Origin of the sequence: Dyella marensis (genome assembly GCF_900112865.1) — a bacterium.
In the GTDB taxonomy this organism is placed as follows: Bacteria; Pseudomonadota; Gammaproteobacteria; order Xanthomonadales; family Rhodanobacteraceae; genus Dyella_D; species Dyella_D marensis_A.
Genome location: NZ_FONH01000002.1, coordinates 468,984 through 489,167, shown reverse-complemented (window position 1 = coordinate 489,167; position 20,184 = coordinate 468,984). Strand labels below are relative to the sequence as shown.

Genomic DNA, 20,184 nt, shown 5'->3' with positions numbered 1-20,184 from the left:
CAGTTAGCTGGCGCGAAGGGCCGCGAGCAGGCCCTCGACCGGTTGAAAACGAACATCCAGTTCGGCGAGCAGCACGCTCTGCATGTCCTTGCGAAACACGTCCAGCCACGCGGCCGACGCTTCCCCGGAAGGGAGCTGTGCTCCCTGTGCGCCATCCGCGGCTTCCGCGGCCTGGCGCAGACGTTCGAAATGCACTTCCAACAGCCTGGGTGCGGCAGCCAGCAGCTCGTGCTCGCGCGGACTCAGGACGATTTCCATGCTGGCGTCCAGCGCGGCGAGCCGCGCCATCCCGGCGCTGGCGCCGGCCAGCCGATCGCGCAACTTGCCGCGCAAGCGGCCGGTGGCGGCCTGGATCGCGCGCTGATGGGCGATATAGCGCTGGCGGAAGATGGCGTAGTCGATGCCAACTTCAACGTGCGTTGCGTCCTGCCGCGCGAAGGCCTGCTCGCCCGCGATGGCCTGGGCCAGCGCAGCGCGCAGTTGCGCGCATTCGTCCTCGTCGTCGCTGCCGAACGGCACGCCGTCGCCCTGCGCCGGCCGGCCATCGAGCACGGTGGACAGCGCAATGGCCTGGTTCCAGTCGAGCCATTGGCTCAACCGGTCCGGCAGCGGGGGCGGAGAGGACGGGGCGGCGGCGTCCGTCAGGCTGGCGAGCAGGCGGATGAACGTCGGGCCGCGGACGGGCGTCCGGTGGAGGGCTTGCACCATGCGGCTGGGTAAAAAAGACGACGATTCTACACGGGGGGTGGGACGCGTCGATTAACCCAAGGGCCGGCGGTGCGGGCCAATGGCGGCGAAATCCGCCATGCATTTCCTGCAACTTATTGATTAGGCGTGCCTTTGCGAGGCGCGCCCATGCTCAGTCCGCCGCCAGCACGCCAATCGTGCGCAACCACCGCTCCACCAGCACCGGCCATTGCCCGATCGGCAGCCTGGTCGGCCGCAGGCCGAAGGCGTGGCCGCCCTGCGCATAGAGATGCAGCTCGGCCGGAACGCCGGCCTTCTGCAGCGCGACGTAGTAGGCCAGCGATTCCTCCACCGTGTCGGTGGGGTCGCCCTCGGCCTGCAGCAGGAAGGTGGGCGGCGTATCGGCGCGGACGCGGATGTCCGGCCGCAGGCGCAGATCCGTCTGCGGGCGGGTGGCGCGGTCCTCGTCCTCGTGCAGCCATAGATGGCCGGGGTAGAGGGCGATGGCGAAATCGGGACGCGAACTCAGTCGATCCGCGGCGTCGACCGCCGGGTAGGTCCGCTTGTCGACATGCGTACTCACCGCGGCGACGAGATGGCCGCCGGCGGAAAAACCGATCACGCCGATCTTGTGCGGATCGACCTGCCACTGGGCCGCGTGCTGGCGCACCAGGCCGAGCGTGCGTTGCGCATCCTGCAGCGCCGTCTGCACCTTCGGGTAGTAGCGCCGGTCGTTTTTCCAGGTCGGGCCCGAATCGGGCACGCGGTATTTGAGCAGCACGCAGGTGATGCCACGCGAGACGAGCCAATCGCAGATCTCGGTGCCTTCCAGGTCCATCGCCAGGATCTGGTAACCGCCGCCGGGGAACACCACCACGGCGGCGCCGGTGTTGCGGCCCTGCGGCGCATAGATGGTCATGGTCGGCTCACTGACGTTCTCGACCTTCGCCCAGTCGGCGGCGACCGATTCCGGCTTGGTGGCTGGCAGTGCGTCGGGCATCTTGCCGGCGGGCCAGATCGGCAGTTGCGCATGGCCGGGCGAGGGTTGCCACGTGGCGGCGGACGCCTGCGCGGCATGGCAGGCGAAGGCAAGCAGGAGCATGGCGAAGACCGGTCTTGGCATGGCGTGGCTGGATCGTCCGGGATGAGGCCGGCAGCGTGGGCGGGCAGCGGGGCGCGGTGCGGGCGAGGGCGGGCCTTTCGCGTGCGCAGAACGGCGCTTTCCCGTGCCGAGGTGGCCCGGCGCGGTCGCGCGATGCATAGTGCTGCGGTGAATCGACCGACGCGCAGCGACGACTGGATCCATATTCGCCGGGACCATGACACCGGGATCGAGAGCGTGCACGCGCATTTCCGCGGCCATGCCTACGATCCGCACGATCATGACGAGGTCCTGGTCGGTGTCACCCAGCAGGGCATCCAGCAGTTCCGCTGCCATCGGATCGTCCACCGCAGCACGGCGGGCCGCGTCATCCTGATCGAACCCGGCGCGGTTCATGACGGCGATGCGCCGGAGGATGTCGGCTTCACCTACGCCATGCTGTACCTGCCGCAGCGCTGGCTCGCCGGCATGGCCGGCCGGCTCGAGTTACCCAATGCCTCGGGTATCGGCGCCGCCTTCAGGAATACGGTGGCCATCGACGACGGCTTGCGCGAAATCATCCAGAACGCCTTCCTCGCCCTGCATGGCAACGAAGCCAGGCTGGCGCGCGACCAGTGCCTGGACGAGCTGGTGCGACGACTTTCCGCACAGGCCGGCGAGCTTGCCCTGCCCGAAGCGGGTTCGACCGATCAGCTGCTGCGTGCGCGCGATTTTCTGCACGACCGGATGGCCGGCGACATCGGCCTGGACGAGCTGGCCCGCCATTCCGGCATGGATCGCTTCCGCCTCACGCGGCAGTTCAAGCGCAGGTTCGGCCAGTCGCCGCACGCTTACCTGGTGCGCTTGCGATTGCGCGCGGCCAGGGCGCTGCTGGCCGGTGGCGGCGAGCCGAACCAGGTTGCGCTGGACGTGGGCTTTGCCGATCAGAGCCATCTGGGGCGATGGTTCCAGCGCGCCTACCGGTTGTCGCCGGCGGCCTATCAGCGCGAATGCACAAACGTTCTAGATCGCCATGCCGGTCGTGCCGAAGATGAGCGTCATCGATCCGTGACCGGAGCTGTGGATGTTCGACACCAAGGTGGCGCTTATCGTCCGCGATGACCTGGCGGGCTGGCAGCGGCTGAATGTAACCGCGTTTCTGGCTACCGGCATCGCCGCCGCGGCGCCCGAGGCGCTGGGCTTGCCTTACCGCGACTCGGCGGGAAATCAGTACGGCAACATGCTGGGCCAGCCGATGCTGGTGTTTCAGGCCGATCTGGCCGGTCTGCAATCCGCGCACAGGTCCGCACTGGAACGCGGGCTGGCCATCGTGCCCTATGTCTACTCGATGTTTTCCACGGGGCACGACGAGGCGAATCGGCAAGCTTTCCTGGCGGAAGATCCGCAGGCCCTGAACCTGGTCGGCCTCGGCTTGCGCGGACCGAAGAAGGCGGTGGACAAGGCGATCAAGGGCCTTTCGCTGCATCCCTGAGCGAACGCCGGCCCGCATCGCGTGGTCAGTCGACAGGCCTGTTGCTCGGCGCGGCGCTTTCGACTGAAGCGGATACACTCTGCCGCGACTCGAATGACAGGAATGCTCAGTGAAGCCCGAAGACTTGCAGCGTCTGGTCACCATGACCATGCCTTATGGCAAGTACGAGGGACGCCTCATCGCCGACCTGCCCGGTGCCTATCTGGCGTGGTTCGCGCGCAAGGGTTTCCCGCCGGGCGATCTGGGCAACCTGCTCGCACTGGCGCATGAGCTCGATCACAACGGCTTGAAGCGGCTGCTCGATCCGCTGAGAACGCGTTCGCAGGCGCCGCGGCCATGAAACGATCCCGCGTGGTCCTTGGCGTGGTGTTGGCGCCGTCTGCGTTGCCGCTGGCCTATGCGCTGTTCGCGCTGCTGTTCTCGAGCTATGCGATCGAGGCGCCCGAGCACCTGGATCAATTCCTGCTCGGCCTCCTGGCGATGGCCATCGTCTGCTATGCGGCCAGCTATGTGCTCGGCGCGCCGGTGATCGCCTGCCTGCTGCTTGCACGACGGCTTACATGCTTGCCTTGCATTGGATTGAGCATCCTGGTCGGGGCGGCTGGCGGGGCTGCGGCCTACAAGTACTACCTGCGGGACAGCGGAGAGATCGTCGTGGCTGCCCTGCTGGGCGGTTGTGCCGCGCTGCTGGTTGCCGCGGTCTTTTGCACGATTGCCGGTGTGCCTTGGAAGAGTGCGCCGGCCGGCGCCGCGGCTTGAATGGTTGGTGCGCGATAATCGCAATTAATTACCGACCTGCAATTAATTGCGCCGGCGCGATATTCGCAATTAATTACCGATCTGCAATTAATTGCGTCATTTACCCTGCATTCCTGCGGATTTCTCTATAAGACTATGATATTGCGACAAATATCGTCGCTTCGCTGTATATAATGCAGCGCCATGCATAAATGTTTTCACTAAGTCTTGATTTATCCCGCGAAAATCCGTGATTTAAATCACGCGATATTTCCTCGATTCCTATTGACGCCTCTCGACGTCTCGCCATTCAATAAATGAATTCATCAGTCGGGGACTGATGAATGATCCTGTGATTAGCGCGGTACGGCGTAACGCACTTCCAGCACATGGAAGGGCGTGTTTCGTGCAGGAGATCGGGCGGGGGGACTGCGACGCGCCTTGGATCGCTGGGCAATTCCGGAAAAACACAAAGCGGCCGTGCCTGTTCACGGTTTCCATCGATGAGGGTTCTCGCAACCCCATGGGGTTCGTTTGTCCTCAAAATCCTTCGGAGTATTGCATGCCAAGCCATTTCCGCCACAAAGCCATGAAGAACGGTCATGCCCTGAAACAGCAGGGGCTCGCAAGCCGGATCCGGTTGGTTCTGGGTCTGTCCATATGGGTTGCAGCATCGGGTCTGTGCGCGATTCCTGCTGCCGGCGCGACTGACGCCGCGGTAGCGGTCGTCGGCACGACGGCGACGCAGCACGTGCCATTGGCCGTGAGAAATGGCGCGGCGCCGCTGGTCAGCAACCTGGATACGCAAGAGCATCTCAAGCTCGCCCTCAGCCTGCAGCCGCGCAACCAGGCCGAGCTCGATCAGCTGCTGCGCGACCTGCAGGATCCGAAAAGTCCGCAGTACCACCAGTACCTCAGCGTCGAGCAATTCACCGCGCGCTTCGCGCCGACGCAGGCTGATTACGACACCGTCGTCGCCTGGGCGCAGGCCAACGGCCTGACCGTCACCGCCACCGCCGCGAACCGCCGGCTGGTCGACGTGGAGGGCCCGGTGGAAACGATCAACCGCGCCTTCAAGGTGAAGATGGGCAACTACGCGCATCCGAGCGAGAACCGCACGTTCTTCGCCGCGGATCGCGAACCGACGCCCGTCGGCCTGAGCGTGCCGCTGCTGCACATTTCCGGACTCGACAACTTCCGCCTGCCGCATACGCACTATTCCAAGAAATCCAGCGCGACGCCGATTCCGCATGGCGGTTCGGGCCCGGGCGGCGAATTCCTGCCGAGCGACATGCGCACGGCTTATTACGGCAGCGGTTCGCTGACCGGTTCCGGGCAGACGGTCGGCATCTTCTCGTTCGATGGCTACGTCAGCAATGACATTTCCGTGTACTACAGCAATACGGGCATGAGCTCGAGCGTGCCGGTCAGCAACGTGCTGGTCAGCGGTTTCGACGGCAAGTGCGGGCACGTCGGCAGCAGCTGCGACGACGGCGAGCAGATCCTCGATATCGTCAACGTGATCGGCATGGCGCCGGGCCTGACCAAGGTGTTGTTCTACGAGGGCGACAGCGCCACCGACATCCTCAACAAGATGGCCTCGGACAACCAGGCCAAGGTGCTGAGCTGCTCCTGGGGCGGTGGCGATTTCGATAATGCCACCGACGATCCGATCTATCAGGAAATGGCGGCGCAGGGCCAGACCTTCGTGAACGCCACCGGCGACAGCGGTTCGTATAACGCTTCGTCCAGCGCCTACGATCCGCCCTCGGCCGACTCCAATGTGCTGGAAGTCGGCGGCACCGATCTGACCACCAGCAGCAGCGGCGCGTGGTCGGCGGAAACGGTCTGGTCCGATGGCGGCGGCGGCTACACCAGCGCCTCGGGCGAAAGCACGCCGAGCTATCAGAAGCTGGCCGGCGTCATCACCTCGGCGAACAAGGGCTCGACCACCTATCGCAACGACCCGGATGTCGCGGCCGAGGCGAACTTCGACAACCCGACGGTGAGCAACGGCTCCTTCGAAACCGGCTACGGCGGCACCAGCTTCGCCGCGCCGCGCTGGGCGGGCTTCCTCGCCCTGGTGAACCAGCAGGCCGTGGCGAACGGCAAGGCCACGGTGGGCTTCGTCAATCCGGCGATCTACAACGTCGGCATCGGCAGCAGCTATACCAGCAACTTCCACGACGTCACCAGCGGCAGCAACGGCTTCAGCGCCGTGGCCGGCTACGACCTCGCCACCGGCTGGGGCAGCCCGCAGGCGGCACTGGTCAACTCGCTGGCCGGTTCCGGCGGCGGTGGCGGCAGCACGCCCGTGGCGAACTTCGGCGACACCATCAGCGGCCTGACGGTGAGCTTCACCAACAGCTCCACGGATACGGGCGGCACCATCAGCTCGTATGCCTGGGACTTCGGCGACGGCGGCACCTCCACCGCCCAGAACCCCAGCCACACTTATGCGGCTGGCGGCACCTACAACGTCAAGCTGACCGTGACCGACAACCTCGGCGCGAGCAACAGCAAGACGCAGGCGGTGACGGTGAGCGGCGGCGGTGGCGGTTCCTCGCAGCTGCTCGGCAACACCGGCTTCGAAAGCGGTGCGGCCTCGCCGTGGTCGATCAGTTCCGGCGTGCTGTGCAGCAACAGCAGCTGCTCCGGCGAGACGGCGCATGGCGGTACGTGGTTTGCGTGGATGGACGGCTATGGTTCCAGCCACACCGATACGGTGTCGCAGTCGGTGGCCATCCCGAGCGGCAAGACCAGCGCGACCTTGCAGTACTACCTGCATGTCGATACGGCGGAGACCACCACCAGCACCGCCTACGACACGCTGAAGGTGCAGGTGCTCAACAGCTCCGGCACGGTGTTGGCGACGCTGGCGACTTACTCCAACCTCAACAAGGGGACCGGGTATACGGTGCACACGGCGAATCTGACGCCGTATATCGGGCAGACGGTGACGATCAAGTTCACCGGCGCCGAAGACTCGTCGCTGCAGACCTCGTTCGTGCTGGACGATGTGACCTTGACCGTGCAGTAAGTACGTGCTCCCGACCGCCGCATGGAGCGGGCGGCGGTTGCGCTTGCTTGTCACCAAAGAACCCGGCTGCATGGCCGGGTTCTTTTTGCCTGGCGCCGGCTTGACTCTGGACCTTGATCAATGGTCTAGACTTCGCCCCATGGACACTCATAACCCCACCCTGACCATCGGTGCCGTCGCCAAGCGCGTCGGCGTGAATATCGACACCATCCGCTTCTACGAGCGCGAAGGGCTGCTGCCGGAGCCGGTGCGCCGGGCCTCCGGCTATCGCAGCTACGACGAAGGCGCGGTACGCCAGTTGCGCTTTATCCGGCGCGCCAAGGACCTGGGCTTCACGCTGGAGGAGATCCGCGACCTGCTGGCGCTGTCAGCCGACCGGCAGCGCGGCGTGAAGGCGGTGAAGAAACGGGCGCAGGAGCGGCTGGCCGCGATCGATGCGCGGATTGCCGAGTTGACCCGCGTGCGTGACGGGCTGGAGGAATTGATCGATGCCTGCCCGGGGCACGGTTCGCCGGAGCAGTGCCCGATCCTGCGCGCGCTGTCGGACGCGGAGGACCAGGCATGAGCGGGCAGGACAAGGCTTGTTGCGGCTCGAAGGCGGAGGCGGCGCCGGCCGAACCGGTAGCGGCGAGCTGTTGCCATGGCGGGGCCAAGGCCCAGGCGGAGCACGCGCATCACGAGCATGCGCAGCACGATCATGCACATGGCAGTCATGACGCCCACGCTCATCACAGCGTGAAAGATCCGGTCTGCGGCATGTCGGTCGACCCGCATACCGCCAGGCACCGCGCGGAATTCGAAGGCCACACCTATTACTTCTGCGCCGCCCGTTGCCGCGAGAAGTTCCTGGCCGATCCGGCCAGCTACCTCGGCGAACGTCCCAAGCCGGTCGACGCGCCGCCGGGCACCATCTACACCTGTCCGATGCATCCGGAAGTGCAGCAGGTCGGTCCCGGCGACTGCCCCAAGTGCGGCATGGCGCTGGAACCGATGATGCCCAGCCTGGAAGAAGACGGCGGCGAACTGCGCCACCTGTCGCGCCGCTTCTGGACGCTGGTGGCGCTGACTGTGCCGGTGTTCGCGCTGGCGATGGGGCCGCATCTGTTCGGTTGGCATCTGCCGATGCCATGGGATGGCGTGGCGGCGTGGGCCGAGGCGCTGCTGTCCAGCGTGGTGGTGCTGTGGGGCGGCGCCTCGTTCTTCGCGCGCGGCTGGCGTTCGCTGCGGCCGTGGTCGCCGAACATGTACACGCTGATCGCGCTCGGCACTGGCGTGGCATGGTTGTACAGCGCGGTGGCGTTCTTCCTGCCTGACGCATTTCCGGCAGGCTTCCGCGATGCGCACGGCCGGGTTGGCGTGTATTTCGAATCCGCCGCAGTGATCGTCACCCTGGTCACGCTGGGCGATTTCCTCGAGCTGCGCGCACGACGTCGCACCGGTGCAGCGTTGAAGGCGCTGCTCGGCCTGGCGCCGAAGACCGCGCGCCGCGTCAACGGCGACGGCAGCGAGCAGGACGTGGCCTTGGCAGACGTGCAGGCCGGCGACGTGCTGCGCGTGCGGCCGGGCGAGAAGGTGCCGGTGGACGGCGTGGTGCTGGACGGCGCCAGCCATGTCGACGAAGCCATGCTCACCGGCGAGCCGCTGCCGGTGGCCAAGCGCGCGGACGATCGCGTCACCGGCGGTACCGTCAACCAGGACGGCGCGCTGACCATGCGCGCCGAGAAGGTCGGCGCCGACACCATGTTGTCGCGCATCGTCGCCCTGGTGGCGCAGGCGCAGCGCAGCAAGGCGCCGCTGCAGCGCGTGGCCGACCGCGTGGCGGCCTGGTTCGTGCCGGCGGTGGTGGCAGTGTCGGTGCTGGCCTTCGCGGCCTGGGCCGCGTGGGGGCCGGAGCCGCGGCTGGCGCATGCGCTGATCGCGCTGGTGTCGGTGCTGATCATCGCCTGTCCCTGCGCGCTGGGCCTGGCCACGCCGATCTCGATCATGGTGGCGAGCGGCCGCGGCGCGCATGAAGGCGTGCTGTTCAAGGATGCCGCGGCGATCGAAACGCTGCGCGATGTCGACACCCTGGTGCTGGACAAGACCGGCACGCTGACCGAGGGCCGGCCGACGCTGAAGGACGTGGCGAGCCTCGGCACCGGCCAGGATGGCGCGCTGCCGTGGGATCGGCTGCTGGCGGTGGCCGCCGCGCTGGAACGTCCCAGCGAGCATCCGCTGGCGCGCGCCATCCTGGCCGGCGCCGAGGCTCGTGGGGTCAAGGTGCCTGAGGTGGAGGCGTTCCGCACGCTCACCGGCGGCGGCGTGCAGGGCAGGGTGCTGGGACGCGAGGCGGCGCTGGGCAATGCGCGCCTGTTCGAGACACTGGGCATCGCCCTCGGCGAGGATGCGCAGCTGCGCGCCGATGCCTGGCGCAAGGAAGGCGCGACGGTGATGTTCCTCGCCGTGGATGGCGCGCTCGCCGGCCTGCTGGCGGTGGCCGACCAGGTGAAAGCGACCACGCCGCAGGCGATCGCCGCCTTGCACGAAGCCGGCCTGCGCATCGTCATGCTCACCGGCGACAACGCCGTCACCGCGCAGGCCGTGGCGAAGACGCTGGGCATCGACGCGGTGCACGCCGATGTCTCGCCGGCCGACAAGGCCGCGGTGGTGAACGCCTTGCGCGCCGAAGGGCGGCGCGTGGCGATGGCCGGCGACGGCATCAACGATGCGCCAGCGCTGGCCGCGGCGGATATCGGCATCGCCATGGGCGGCGGCACCGACGTGGCGATCGAGAGCGCGCAGGTGACCCTGGTGAAGGGCGAGCTGACCGCGATCCTGCGTGCGCGCGCGCTGTCGCAGGCGACGGTGGCGAACATCCGCCAGAACCTGTTCTTCGCCTTCATCTACAACGCGCTGGGCGTGCCGCTGGCGGCGGGTGCGCTGTATCCGTGGCTGGGCCTGACCTTGTCGCCGATGGTGGCGGCGCTGGCGATGAGCCTGTCGTCGGTGTCGGTAGTGGGCAATGCGCTGCGCCTGAGCCGGGCCAAGGCCTGACGTAGGTTGGGCTGACTTCAGACGTCTCGCATCGTTGGGGTTCGCCTATGGCTCACCCCAACCTACGTGGCGCAGTCCATCCATGTCCAGCAGCTCCACGCCGCTGCGCGTCACCCGCAGCAGCCCCGCGTCGCGGAACCGCGCCAGCAGCCGGCTGACCGTTTCGGTGGCCAGGCGCAGATGATTGCCGATGTCGGCGCGCGACATCGGCAGCGGCAGCGCGGCACCGCTGCAGCCGAGCGCCTCGCGGCGCGCATGCAGATCCACCAGGAAGGCGGCCATGCGCTGTTCGGCCGAACCGTCGGCGGCATCCAGATGCTGGCGGTGAAGCTGCCGGCTCATCGCGTACAGCAGATGCGTCTGCACTTCTACCTGGCGGCTGGCCAGTTCGCGCAGTGCCGCATAGGGAAAGCGGCAGCACTGCGTGCGGCCCAGCGCGACCGCGGCGTTGTCGTGCTGGCCCAGCCACAGCGCGTCCAGTCCGAACAGCTCGCCCGGCAGATGAAAGGCCAGCACGCGCTCGCGGCCGGCGCGGTCCACCGCCACGCTCTTGGCCATGCCGGCCTGCACCGCGTACACCGCATGGAACGGCGTCAACGGGCGGTACAGGTATTCGCCGTCGCGCAACAGGCCGGCAGGTTCGGCGATGCACTGCAATCCGCGCAGCTCGCTTCGCCCGTAGCCGGCGGCCTGGCACGCCGGCAGGTGGGCGCAGCCGTTGCAGCGCGCCGGATGGAGCGGGCCCGGCGACGGGGTTTCGATGGCATGGGCGACGGACATGCGGCTTCTTCCTGCGATCCTGTTGCCACGCATGATGAGCACCGTATGCCACCTGCGCCGCGCCGGTGCGCGCTTATGCCGCGCGGCGTCGCGCCGCGGATTTCGGTCAAAACCGTACCCTGATCGGGCCATCCGGGGTCATGAAGCCGCCAGGCGGCTTGAAGTATCCTTGTCCATCGTCCGCGGCGATTTCCGGCCGCGGCGTCCCCATCCAGCCATTCCGCCGGTTTCCCCATGAGCGACAAGTCCTCTTCCATTTCCCGCCCGGCCGAGCCCGAGCAGCGCCGTCCCAGCGTCGGCGTGCGCATCGGCAAGGTGACGGTGGGCGGCGGCGCGCCGATCGTGGTGCAGTCGATGACCAATACCGACACCGAGGATCCGGCCAGCACCGCCAGGCAGATCGCCGAGCTGGCGCGCGCAGGTTCCGAGCTGGTGCGTATCACGGTGAACACGCCGGCCGCGGCGGCCGCGGTGCCGCGCATCCACGAGCGGCTGCAGATGATGGGCGTGGAGGTGCCGATCATCGGCGACTTCCACTACAACGGCCACCAGCTGCTGGAGCAGGAGCCGGCCTGCGCCGAAGTGCTGGCCAAGTACCGCATCAATCCGGGCAACGTCGGTTTCGGCAAGAAGAAGGACAGCCAGTTCGCCGCGATCATCGAGAAGGCCATCCAGTACGGCAAGCCGGTGCGCATCGGCGCCAACTGGGGCTCGCTGGACCAGAGCATGGTGGCCGCGCTGATGGATGAGAACCACACGCGCGCCGAGCCATGGGACGCCGCGCTGGTGGCGCGCGAGGCGCTGATCCGTTCCGCGGTGGATTCGGCGATCCGCGCCGAGGAAATCGGCCTGCCGCGCGAGCGCATCATTCTTTCCTGCAAGGTCTCCGGCGTGCAGGAACTGATCGCGGTCTACCGTGACCTGGCCAGGCGCTGCGACTACGCGCTGCACCTGGGCCTGACCGAGGCCGGCATGGGCTCCAAGGGCATCACCGCGTCCAGCGCCGCGCTGGCGGTGCTGCTGCAGGAAGGCATCGGCGACACCATCCGCATCTCGCTCACGCCCGAACCGGGCGCTCCCCGCACCGGCGAAGTGGTGGTGGCGCAGGAGCTGCTGCAGACCATGGGCCTGCGCGCATTCACTCCGCTGGTCACCGCCTGTCCGGGTTGCGGCCGCACCACCAGCGAGTTCTTCCAGGAACTGGCCAAGACCGTGCAGGAGCATGTGCGCGACCGCATGCCGGAGTGGCGGGTGAAGTACGACGGCGTGGAGAACCTTACCCTCGCGGTAATGGGCTGCGTGGTGAATGGCCCGGGCGAATCCAAGCACGCCAATATCGGCATCTCGCTGCCGGGCAATGGCGAGGCGCCGGCGGCGCCGGTGTTCATCGACGGCGAGAAGGCCATGACCCTGCGCGGCGAGCGGATTGCCGAGGAGTTCATCGGCATCCTCGACGACTACGTGGCCAGGCGCTATCGGGCGCTGCCGGGCTGACCGGGGCCCGGTTCCCGGAGCGCGGGGGCGGATGCGTCGCGCTGCCGGGGAGCGATCAAGCCACGCCTCTTGGACCTGAATGCGCGGCCCATGCCGGCGCATGGCGCGAAATTTCCGGTTGGTCCGGACGTTGCCGCTCACTAATTTCTGCGCCTCCTAACCCAAACCTGAGGAGTGGCAGACGTGAAGAAGATGATGGCGATCGCATGCGCGATGATGATGGTGGGCTGCGCGACGACGAAGCCGATCGCGGGTTCCGAAAAAGTCCGCTTTACGAACACGGAGCCGCAGGGGTGCAAGCTGCTTGGCGACATCACGGGCAGCCAGGCGGCGGTGTTCCGTACCGGAGCGGATATCGAGACCGGCGCGCGCGCCGACCTGAAGAATAAGGCTTCGGCGATGGGCGGCAACGTGGTGCAGATCCTGACCAGCAACCCCAGCCAGAGCCAGGTGGATGGATACACCGGAGTGAAGGCCACCACGATGAGCGCCAACGTCTTTTCCTGCGCGCAGAGGTAAATCCAGTACCTTTGTGGGCGCGGATGAGGCCCGCCAATGCCTCATCGCCGGCCATGCCGGATCAAGGCTTGTAGTTGCCGCCGACAAGGGAATACATGGACAGACGCGCCCAGGATTTCGAAGCCGCCATCCTGAGCGTGTGGCGTCAGAACGCCGAGCCATGGATCGCGGCAGTACAAGGCCAGCGTATCGAAAGCCGCAGGCTGGCCACGGACAACGCCGTCATCCAGGCGGCGTTGTCGCTTAAGCCGCGCAGCGCGATCGACTTCGGTTGCGGCGAAGGCTGGCTGGTCCGGGCGTTGGCGGCACAGGGCGTCGATGTGCTGGGCCTGGATGCGGTGCCCGAGCTGATCGACACCGCACGCGCAAAGGGCGGCGGACGTTTCGAAACCATGAGCTACGCGCAGATCGCCGCCGGCGAGCTGCACGCGAAAGCCGACGTGGCGATCTGCAATTTTTCCCTGCTCGGCGAGGCATCGACCGAGGCCGTGCTGGCCGCGGTGCCGGGCCTGCTTGAACCCGGCGGCGCATTGCTGGTGCAGACGCTGCATCCGGTCGTTGCCTGCGGCGAGCTGCCGTACCGCGACGGCTGGCGCGAAGGCTCCTGGGCCGGCTGCGGCGAAGGCTTCGGCCAGGCGGCGCCCTGGTATTTCCGCACGCTCGGCGGCTGGCTCGATACGTTCGCGGCCTGCGGCCTGCGCGTGGCGCGCATCGAGGAACCCCTGCATCCGCACAGCGGGCGGCCCGCCTCGATCATCTTCGTGCTCGAGCCCCGACCGCCCAGGGCTTGACGCACGTTCCTTCCTGCGCGGATAGCGGTAAGCTCGCGGCTCTCGCTGCCGGGACGGAGTTTCCCGGCGCGGCAAGGGGAGTCGGATGAGACTGAAGCCTCAAGTACGCACCGCGCTGGCGTACGTGATCGTGGCCAGCCTGTGGATCTGGTTGTCCAACCGCGTGCTGCGCCTGTTCGTGCAGGACACCGACACGCTGAGCCTGATGCAGAGCCTGAAGGGCACGTTCTTCGTCCTGGTCACCGGCGCGCTGCTGTACGTGCTGGTCGACCGCGACCTGCGCGGCATGAGCCGCGCCAACCGCCTGCTGCTCAAGGGCAACGAACAGGCCCTGCGCGCGCTGGTCCACGCGATGGACATCCGTCACAAGGAAACCAGCGACCACTCCGACCGCGTCATGCGCATGACCGTGGCGCTGGCCCGGCTGGCCGGCCTGCGCGGCGAGGAGCTGCGCAAGGCGCGCTTCGGCGCGCTGCTGCACGACATCGGCAAGCTGGCGCTGCCGGATGCGATCCTGATCAAGCCGGGGCCGCTGACCGAGCAAGAGATCGTGGTGATGCGCACGCATCCGCAGGTGGGCTACGACCTGCTGCAGCAGGTGGATTTCCTGCGCGATGCGGCCGAGATTCCGTACCACCATCATGAGCGCTGGGACGGCGGCGGCTATCCGCGCGGCCTGCGCGGCGAGGAGATTCCGCTCGCCGCACGGGTGTTCAGCGTGGTGGATGTGTGGGATGCGCTGAGTTTCCCGCGGGTGTACAAGCCGGCCTGGCCGGAGGACGAGGTGATCGCGCATCTGCGCAAGATCGCGGGAAGTCAGCTGGATCCGACGCTGGTGGAGCTGTTCCTGGCCAATTACGAGGACATCAAGCGGGTAGGGCTGGCCGACTAGCCGACGTAGGTTGGGGTGAGCCGAAGGCGAACCCCAACATGAGCTGGATACTGCGCGAGGCCTGTTGGGGTTCGCCTTCGGCTCACCCCAACCTACGTCGTGGTTTTCTATGCGGCCTTGCCTGCGTTGAAGGTTCTGCGGTAATTCGCCGGCGAGGTTCGGAACGCCCGCTGGAAATGCTGCCGCAGCGTCACCGGCGAACCCAGTCCGACCGCGCTGGCGATGCGGTCCAGCGGCAGGCCGGTCGTCTCCAGCAGGCGCTGCGCTTCGCTCAGCCGCTGCGCCATCAGCCAGTCCCCGAAGCTGCTCCCGGTCAGCTGGCGGAAATGCCGCGTGAAACTGCGCCGGCTCATCGCCGCGCGCACGGCGATCTCGTCGAGGTTCTGCGGCTGGTGCAGCTTGCGGCGCACCTCGTCCAGCAACTTCGCCATGCGCTCGTCGCCGGCCATGCTCGGCACCGGCTGCTCGATGAACTGCGCCTGCCCGCCGTGGCGGAACGGCGATACCACCATGCGTCGCGCAATGCGGTTGGCGGCCTCGCTGCCCAGCAGCTGGCGCACCAGGTGCAGGCAACAGTCGATGCCGGCCGCAGCGCCGGCGGAGGTGACGACCTGGCCGGCATCCACGTACAGCACGTCCGGGTCGACTTCGGCGGTGGGAAAACACGCGGCCAGCTCGTCGGTGGCGAACCAGTGCGTGGTGGCGCGGCGGCCGTCGAGCAGGCCGGCGTGGCCGAGCACGAAGGCGCCCATGCACAGGCCGACGATGCGCTTGCCGCGCGCGGCGGCGCGGCGCAGGGCTTCCAGCAGAGGTTCCGGCGGGCGTTCCTCGGCGCTGCGCCACGACGGCACGATGACGATGTCGGCGTTGCGCAATTCGTCCAGGCCGTAGTCGGTGGCGATCATGAAGCCGGAGGCGCTGCGCACTCGCCTGCCTTCGGCCGAGCACACGCGCAGCCGGAACGGCGACTGCTCGTCGCGCAGCACCGCCGCGAACACGCCGCAGGGTACGGACAGGTGGAAGGGAAGGATGTCGTTGAACGCCACCACGGCGATGCGGATCTTGCGCATGGGAATTCCGGTTGGCCCGATCACATCGATTATTGTCCTTCAGGCCACTCTCGCGCAAGTGGTCCGGAGCGCAGCATGTGCACACCTTTTCCAAGCCAGGGAACTCCAAGCCATGAACGCCAATGCTCCCCGTCGCGCACTGATCGTGATCGACGTGCAGAACGAGTATTTCGACGGCAACCTGCAGATCGAGTATCCGCCGGTAGCCGACAGCCTGCCGAAGATCGTCCGCGCGATGGATGTCGCCGCCGCGGCCGGTCTGCCGGTGATCGTGATCCGCCAGGACTCGCCGTCGAACGGTCCGGCTTTTGCCGAAGGCAGCCACGGCTGGCAGCTGCATCCGGAAGTGGCGCGCCGCCATCGCGACGTGCTGATCGGCAAGCCGCTGCCGAGCGCCTTCGCCGAGACGGGCCTGGGCGATTGGCTGCGGGCGCGCGACATCGACACCCTGACGGTGGTCGGCTACATGACCCACAACTGCAACGACACCACCATCAAGCACGCCTTCGATCGCGGCCTCGAGGTGGAATTCCTGCATGACGCTTCGGGCGCGGTGTCGTATGCCAACCGCGCGGGTTACGCGACCGCCGAGGAGATCCATCGCGTGTTCGCGGTGGTGGAGCAGTCGCGCTTCGCCGCGGTGTTGAGTGTTGAAGAGTGGGAGCGCTGCCTGGCGACCGGCGAGGCGCCGGTGCGGGAGGACATCCTGGCCTCGTATGCGAATGCGCGGAAGCTGCGCGAGGCGAAGGCGGCCTGAACCTAATCGCTGGGCGTAGGTTGGGGTGAGCCGCAGGCGAACCCCAACATGGCCATCACCAAACACATCGCATCGTTGGGGTTCGCCTGCGGCTCACCCCAACCTACGCCGTCAACGCCGCAGCGTAGCCATCGTCTGTTCCACCAGCGGGGTGAACTCTTTCCAGCTCCCCGGCTGCCCCGGCAACTTCACCAACTGCCGCACCGTCTTCAGAAACAGATCCCGCGGATACTCCACCGCGCCGAGGCTGAGCAGGTGGTTATTGGTGACCTGCGCATCGATCAACGGATAGTCCCAGCGGCGCAGCAACTGGCCCAGGGCGAGCAGGGCCAGCTTGGACCCGCCGCTCTCACGGCTGAACATCGATTCCCCGCAGAACAGCCGCCCGACCGTCACGCCATAGATCCCGCCGACCAGCCGCTCGCCTTCCCACACTTCCACGCTGTGCGCATGCCCCATCTCGTGCAGCTGGATATACGCCTCCGCCATCGCCGGCACGATCCACGTGCCGAGCTGGCCGGAGCGGGGTGCCGCACAGGCTTCGACCGTTGCACGGAACGCATGATCGAGCGTGATCCGCCACGGCCTGCCCGCGAGCTGCCGACGCAGGCTGCGATTGGCGCGCAGTCGATCGGTATGGAATACGCAACGCGGATCCGGCGACCACCACAGGATCGGCTCGTCCTCGTTGTACCAGGGGAAGATGCCGCCGGCGTACGCCGCCAGCAGCCGGCGCGGCGTGAGATCGCCGCCGAAGGCGAGCAAGCCGTTGGGATCGGCCATGGCGCGGCCGGGATCGGGGAACTGCTCGGGATGGGCGGCGTCGAGCAGGGGCAGGCGGATCATGGTCAGGCGTCGCGGTGGGCGTACGGGCTGTGTTCGAGCAGGTCGGCGGCGTAAGCGTCGACTGCTTCGGTCTCGCGCGCAAGCGCCGCGCGCACCGCCTTGCGCAAGCCGGCGTCGGCCAGGTAATGGCGCGAATGCGTGTGGACCGGAAGAAAGCCGCGCGCCAGCTTGTGTTCGCCCTGGGCGCCGGGCTCGAAGCGCTGCAGGCCGGCGCGGATGGTATGTTCGATGCCCTGGTAGTAGCACAGCTCGAAGTGCAGGCCGGGCACATCGACGCGACTGCCCCAGTAGCGGCCGTACAGCGCTTCGTCGCCTTGCAGGAACAGCGCCATCGCCGCGATGTGCGCGCCTTCCCAGGCCAGCGCGAGGTGGGTGGCGGTGCCGAGTTCGCCGCCCAGCGCGTGGAAGAACTCGCGCGTCAGCGCGGCGTGGTTGCCCTTGGCGTCGAAGGTGTGCTCGTACAAGCCATGCACCTGGCGCCATTCGTCCGCACCCAGGCTGTCGCCCCGACGCCACTCCAGGCGCAGGCCGGCGCGGGCGACGTGGGCGCGTTCCTGGCGGATGTTCTTCCGCTTCTTGTGATTGAGCGCGGCGAGGAAATCCTCGAAGTGGCCATAGCCCCTGTTCGGCCAATGGAACTGCACGTCCGTGCGTGCCAACCAGTGGTTGTCGAACGCCGAAAGGTCGTCGGGCGCAAGGAAATTGGCATGGACGGAGGACAACCCATGCGCATCCGCCAGCTGGCGCATGGCCGACACCAGCGCCTCGCGCCGGCGCGGCGCCTGTGCTCCATCGCCGGCGAGCAGGCGTGCCCCGGGCACGGGCGAGTAGGGCACCGCATTGAGCAGCTTGGGATAGTAATCGCCGCCGGCGCGTTCCCAGGCGGCGGCCCAGCTCCAGTCGAACACGAACTCGCCATGCGAATTGCCCTTGACGTAGAGCGGCGCGGCGGCGACCAGGCGGTCGTCCTCGTACAGGCCCAGATGGTGCGCCTGCCAGCCCCAGTCGTCGCGGATGCAGCCGGTGCGTTCGAGCGCGGCGAGGAAGGCATGCGAGAGGAACGGATTGCCGTCGGTGCGCAGCGCGTCCCACGCCGCCGCGGGCACCTCGTCGATGCGCGGATGAAAGCGGGCTTCGAGCACGCCGTGCCGCTCGGCGGCCATCGACGGGCGATGGCCGCGCGTCATTCAGTGCACCGCCGGCAGGCGGGCCGCGATGCGTTCGACGAAGGCATCGGGCCGGCCGTAGTCCTGGTGGTGCGGCAGGACGTGGCGCTGGCCCTGGACTTCCAGCACCAGGGTGGGGAAGCCCTGGCCGCCCACCTCGCCGAGCAGGCGGCGGCTGGCCTGGACGTGCTCGATCAGTTCGTTGCCGCTGGCCTTGGCGAAGGCATCGGCGAACTGCGTGGCGTCCAGGCCCAGTTCCTCGGCCAGTTCGGCCAGCACGTCGGCTTCCACCACGCGCAGACCGCGCTGGTAGTGCGCGTGCTGGATCGCCACGAGCATCGGATAGCCCGCCTCCGGATGCAGCGTTTCGGCCGCCAGCACCGCCGCGATCGGTGGCAGCGAATACAGCACGGTGCTGGCCTCGGCCAGCAGCCCTTCCGTATAGGCCTCGCCGAACGGCTGGCCGCTGATCTCCTCGATGCGCTCGTCGGCGCGCACGATGTGCTCGGCCATCGCCGGCGTCAGCTGCTGCGGCTCGGCGAACAGCGCGCCGCCGTGCAGGCGCAGGGCCAGGCGGTTGCCGAGCATGGCGACCGCGGCGCTGACCAGCGGCTGGGCGCCGTAGCACCAGCCGCACAGTGGGTCATGGATGTAATGCAGGGTGGCGTGCGGCGCGTTCATCAGACCACCGGGGTCTGCTGGTCCAGCCAGCGCTCGGCGTCCAGCGCGGCCATGCAACCGAAGCCGGCCGAGGTGATGGCCTGGCGGTAGACGTGGTCGGCCACGTCGCCGGCGGCGAACACGCCCGGCACCGAGGTCATGGTGGCCATGCCTTCCTGGCCGCTGTGGATCTTGATGTAGCCGTCGTGCATGTCCAGCTGGCCTTCGAAGATGCCGGTGTTCGGCGTATGGCCGATGGCGACGAAGAAGCCGGTGGCCTGGATGTCGCGGGTGGCGCCGCTGTTGACATCCTTCACGCGCACGCCGGTGACGCCGCTGTTATCGCCCAGCACTTCGGCCACGGTGTGGTTCCACACCAGCTCGATCTTGCCGGCGGCGGCCTTCTCGAACAGCTTGTCCTGCATGATCTTTTCCGCGCGCAGCTTGTCGCGGCGATGGACCAGGGTGACCTTGCTGCACAGGTTGGACAGGTACAGCGCTTCTTCCACGGCGGTGTTGCCGCCGCCGACCACCACCACTTCCTGGCCGCGGAAGAAGAAGCCGTCGCAGGTGGCGCAGGCGGACACGCCCTTGCCCTTGAAGTGCTGCTCGCTCTCGATGCCCAGGTACTTGGCGGTGGCGCCGGTGGCGATGACCAGGGCGTCGGCGGTGTATTCGCCGGAATCGCCCTTCAGGCGGAACGGGCGCTGGCCCAGGTCGGCGCTGTGGATGTGGTCGAACACCATCTCGGTCTCGAAGTGCTCGGCATGCTCGGCCAGTCGCTGCATCAGCTCCGGACCCTGCACCGCCTTGTCGCCCGGCCAGTTCTCCACGTCCGTGGTGGTCATCAGCTGTCCACCCTGCTGCAGACCGGTCACAAGGGTGGGCTTCAGGTTGGCGCGGGCAGCGTACACGGCCGCGGTGTAGCCGGCGGGGCCGGAACCGAGGATCAGCAGGCGGCTGTGCTTGGGGGTGCTCATGGTTATAATCCTTGGGTGTTATCAGCAGCTTGGAATTGCTATTCGTTCCGGCCTTTACGGCGGTTTCCTCACACCGGTTCAAGGCTCCGGCGCCAGGTTGGAGCCCGACAGAATGGGGAAGACGGGTGCGCGATTCAAGGCAGCTGAGCCGGCAACCG

20 protein-coding genes are annotated in these 20,184 nt (G+C 67.4%); 12 read left to right on the top strand and 8 right to left on the bottom strand.

The genetic code is table 11. The annotated features are described in order from the left end of the window. Positions 1-3: 3 nt before the first annotated feature. Positions 4-708 (bottom strand): DUF3348 domain-containing protein, encoded by a 705-nt coding sequence (locus BM172_RS05090; protein ID WP_026636416.1) that lies wholly within the window; start codon positions 706-708, stop codon positions 4-6. Positions 709-859: 151 nt separating this feature from the next. Then, positions 860-1,789 carry an alpha/beta hydrolase gene (locus BM172_RS05085; protein ID WP_231504240.1) on the bottom strand — a complete coding sequence of 310 codons (930 nt, stop codon included), beginning with the start codon at positions 1,787-1,789 and terminating at the stop codon, positions 860-862. Positions 1,790-1,957: 168 nt separating this feature from the next. Here BM172_RS05085 and BM172_RS05080 point away from each other — a divergent pair, with 168 nt between their 5' ends. The 7 genes from BM172_RS05080 to BM172_RS05050 all read left to right on the top strand — a co-directional run bounded on the left by BM172_RS05080 (position 1,958) and on the right by BM172_RS05050 (position 10,071). Beyond that, the gene (locus BM172_RS05080) at positions 1,958-2,890 is read left to right on the top strand and encodes an AraC family transcriptional regulator (RefSeq protein WP_197022887.1); all 933 of its coding nucleotides are present in this window, start codon (positions 1,958-1,960) and stop codon (positions 2,888-2,890) included. Then, a complete protein-coding gene (locus BM172_RS05075; RefSeq protein ID WP_026636418.1) occupies positions 2,853-3,260 on the top strand; it encodes a DUF2000 family protein in 408 nt (135 codons plus the stop codon). The genes BM172_RS05080 and BM172_RS05075 overlap by 38 nt, the downstream gene beginning before the upstream one ends. Before the next feature lie 109 nt (positions 3,261-3,369). Next, positions 3,370-3,600 carry a DUF3820 family protein gene (locus BM172_RS05070; protein WP_026636419.1) on the top strand — a complete coding sequence of 77 codons (231 nt, stop codon included), beginning with the start codon at positions 3,370-3,372 and terminating at the stop codon, positions 3,598-3,600. Then, complete coding sequence (locus BM172_RS05065; RefSeq protein WP_143096465.1) at positions 3,597-4,019, top strand: hypothetical protein; 423 nt, start codon at positions 3,597-3,599, stop codon at positions 4,017-4,019. The genes BM172_RS05070 and BM172_RS05065 overlap by 4 nt, the downstream gene beginning before the upstream one ends. 742 nt (positions 4,020-4,761) lie before the next feature. Continuing rightward, on the top strand, positions 4,762-7,038 hold the full coding sequence (locus BM172_RS05060; protein ID WP_231504251.1) for a protease pro-enzyme activation domain-containing protein: 2,277 nt from the start codon (positions 4,762-4,764) through the stop codon (positions 7,036-7,038). Positions 7,039-7,177: 139 nt separating this feature from the next. Beyond that, positions 7,178-7,603, top strand: a complete 426-nt coding sequence (locus tag BM172_RS05055; RefSeq protein WP_026636422.1) for a heavy metal-responsive transcriptional regulator — start codon at positions 7,178-7,180, stop codon at positions 7,601-7,603. Continuing rightward, positions 7,600-10,071, top strand: coding sequence for a heavy metal translocating P-type ATPase (locus tag BM172_RS05050; RefSeq protein ID WP_081805265.1), 2,472 nt, complete (start codon positions 7,600-7,602; stop codon positions 10,069-10,071). Before BM172_RS05055 ends, BM172_RS05050 begins: the two co-directional genes overlap by 4 nt. Positions 10,072-10,116: 45 nt before the next feature. Here the strand turns inward: BM172_RS05050 and BM172_RS05045 are convergent, their stop codons facing one another. After that, positions 10,117-10,851 (bottom strand): Crp/Fnr family transcriptional regulator, encoded by a 735-nt coding sequence (locus BM172_RS05045; RefSeq protein WP_051548988.1) that lies wholly within the window; start codon positions 10,849-10,851, stop codon positions 10,117-10,119. 234 nt (positions 10,852-11,085) lie between these two features. On the opposite strand from BM172_RS05045, the gene ispG reads away from it, so the two are divergent. The 4 genes from ispG to BM172_RS05025 all read left to right on the top strand — a co-directional run bounded on the left by ispG (position 11,086) and on the right by BM172_RS05025 (position 14,547). Then, the gene (ispG, locus tag BM172_RS05040; RefSeq protein ID WP_026636424.1) at positions 11,086-12,345 is read left to right on the top strand and encodes a flavodoxin-dependent (E)-4-hydroxy-3-methylbut-2-enyl-diphosphate synthase; all 1,260 of its coding nucleotides are present in this window, start codon (positions 11,086-11,088) and stop codon (positions 12,343-12,345) included. 192 nt (positions 12,346-12,537) lie between these two features. Continuing rightward, positions 12,538-12,864: a DUF4156 domain-containing protein gene (locus BM172_RS05035; protein ID WP_081805310.1), complete on the top strand. Its 327-nt coding sequence runs from the start codon at positions 12,538-12,540 to the stop codon at positions 12,862-12,864. A gap of 95 nt (positions 12,865-12,959) precedes the next feature. Then, positions 12,960-13,655: a class I SAM-dependent methyltransferase gene (locus BM172_RS05030; RefSeq protein ID WP_026636426.1), complete on the top strand. Its 696-nt coding sequence runs from the start codon at positions 12,960-12,962 to the stop codon at positions 13,653-13,655. 85 nt (positions 13,656-13,740) lie between these two features. Beyond that, a complete protein-coding gene (locus BM172_RS05025) occupies positions 13,741-14,547 on the top strand; it encodes an HD-GYP domain-containing protein (RefSeq protein WP_026636427.1) in 807 nt (268 codons plus the stop codon). Positions 14,548-14,654: 107 nt separating this feature from the next. Here BM172_RS05025 and BM172_RS05020 read toward each other — a convergent pair whose 3' ends face one another. Beyond that, complete coding sequence (locus tag BM172_RS05020) at positions 14,655-15,617, bottom strand: GlxA family transcriptional regulator (protein WP_026636428.1); 963 nt, start codon at positions 15,615-15,617, stop codon at positions 14,655-14,657. Positions 15,618-15,729: 112 nt separating this feature from the next. Here BM172_RS05020 and BM172_RS05015 point away from each other — a divergent pair, with 112 nt between their 5' ends. After that, positions 15,730-16,374, top strand: a complete 645-nt coding sequence (locus BM172_RS05015; protein ID WP_026636429.1) for a cysteine hydrolase family protein — start codon at positions 15,730-15,732, stop codon at positions 16,372-16,374. Positions 16,375-16,485: 111 nt separating this feature from the next. Here the strand turns inward: BM172_RS05015 and aat are convergent, their stop codons facing one another. From aat to trxB, 4 genes are read right to left on the bottom strand one after another with little or no spacing between them, the layout of a single operon-like run. After that, the gene (aat, locus tag BM172_RS05010) at positions 16,486-17,220 is read right to left on the bottom strand and encodes a leucyl/phenylalanyl-tRNA--protein transferase (RefSeq protein WP_026636430.1); all 735 of its coding nucleotides are present in this window, start codon (positions 17,218-17,220) and stop codon (positions 16,486-16,488) included. A gap of 2 nt (positions 17,221-17,222) precedes the next feature. Further along, on the bottom strand, positions 17,223-18,407 hold the full coding sequence (locus tag BM172_RS05005; RefSeq protein ID WP_231504241.1) for a GNAT family N-acetyltransferase: 1,185 nt from the start codon (positions 18,405-18,407) through the stop codon (positions 17,223-17,225). After that, a complete protein-coding gene (locus BM172_RS05000) occupies positions 18,408-19,067 on the bottom strand; it encodes a DsbA family protein (RefSeq protein ID WP_035323811.1) in 660 nt (219 codons plus the stop codon). Beyond that, positions 19,067-20,026 (bottom strand): thioredoxin-disulfide reductase, encoded by a 960-nt coding sequence (gene trxB / locus BM172_RS04995; RefSeq protein ID WP_026636432.1) that lies wholly within the window; start codon positions 20,024-20,026, stop codon positions 19,067-19,069. Before trxB ends, BM172_RS05000 begins: the two co-directional genes overlap by 1 nt. Positions 20,027-20,184: the final 158 nt, after the last annotated feature.

Bases quoted from the DNA above. Each gene is read 5' to 3' on its own strand.
- BM172_RS05090 (WP_026636416.1), bottom strand. From the start codon at position 708: ATGGTGCAAGCCCTCCACCGGACGCCCGTCCGCGGCCCGACGTTCATC.
- BM172_RS05085 (WP_231504240.1), bottom strand. From the start codon at position 1,789: ATGCTCCTGCTTGCCTTCGCCTGCCATGCCGCGCAGGCGTCCGCCGCC.
- BM172_RS05075 (WP_026636418.1), top strand. From the start codon at position 2,853: ATGTTCGACACCAAGGTGGCGCTTATCGTCCGCGATGACCTGGCGGGC.
- BM172_RS05065 (WP_143096465.1), top strand. From the start codon at position 3,597: ATGAAACGATCCCGCGTGGTCCTTGGCGTGGTGTTGGCGCCGTCTGCG.
- BM172_RS05055 (WP_026636422.1), top strand. From the start codon at position 7,178: ATGGACACTCATAACCCCACCCTGACCATCGGTGCCGTCGCCAAGCGC.
- BM172_RS05050 (WP_081805265.1), top strand. From the start codon at position 7,600: ATGAGCGGGCAGGACAAGGCTTGTTGCGGCTCGAAGGCGGAGGCGGCG.
- BM172_RS05045 (WP_051548988.1), bottom strand. From the start codon at position 10,851: ATGTCCGTCGCCCATGCCATCGAAACCCCGTCGCCGGGCCCGCTCCAT.
- ispG (WP_026636424.1), top strand. From the start codon at position 11,086: ATGAGCGACAAGTCCTCTTCCATTTCCCGCCCGGCCGAGCCCGAGCAG.
- BM172_RS05035 (WP_081805310.1), top strand. From the start codon at position 12,538: ATGATGGCGATCGCATGCGCGATGATGATGGTGGGCTGCGCGACGACG.
- BM172_RS05030 (WP_026636426.1), top strand. From the start codon at position 12,960: ATGGACAGACGCGCCCAGGATTTCGAAGCCGCCATCCTGAGCGTGTGG.
- BM172_RS05025 (WP_026636427.1), top strand. From the start codon at position 13,741: ATGAGACTGAAGCCTCAAGTACGCACCGCGCTGGCGTACGTGATCGTG.
- BM172_RS05020 (WP_026636428.1), bottom strand. From the start codon at position 15,617: ATGCGCAAGATCCGCATCGCCGTGGTGGCGTTCAACGACATCCTTCCC.
- BM172_RS05015 (WP_026636429.1), top strand. From the start codon at position 15,730: ATGAACGCCAATGCTCCCCGTCGCGCACTGATCGTGATCGACGTGCAG.
- aat (WP_026636430.1), bottom strand. From the start codon at position 17,220: ATGATCCGCCTGCCCCTGCTCGACGCCGCCCATCCCGAGCAGTTCCCC.
- BM172_RS05005 (WP_231504241.1), bottom strand. From the start codon at position 18,407: ATGACGCGCGGCCATCGCCCGTCGATGGCCGCCGAGCGGCACGGCGTG.
- BM172_RS05000 (WP_035323811.1), bottom strand. From the start codon at position 19,067: ATGAACGCGCCGCACGCCACCCTGCATTACATCCATGACCCACTGTGC.
- trxB (WP_026636432.1), bottom strand. From the start codon at position 20,026: ATGAGCACCCCCAAGCACAGCCGCCTGCTGATCCTCGGTTCCGGCCCC.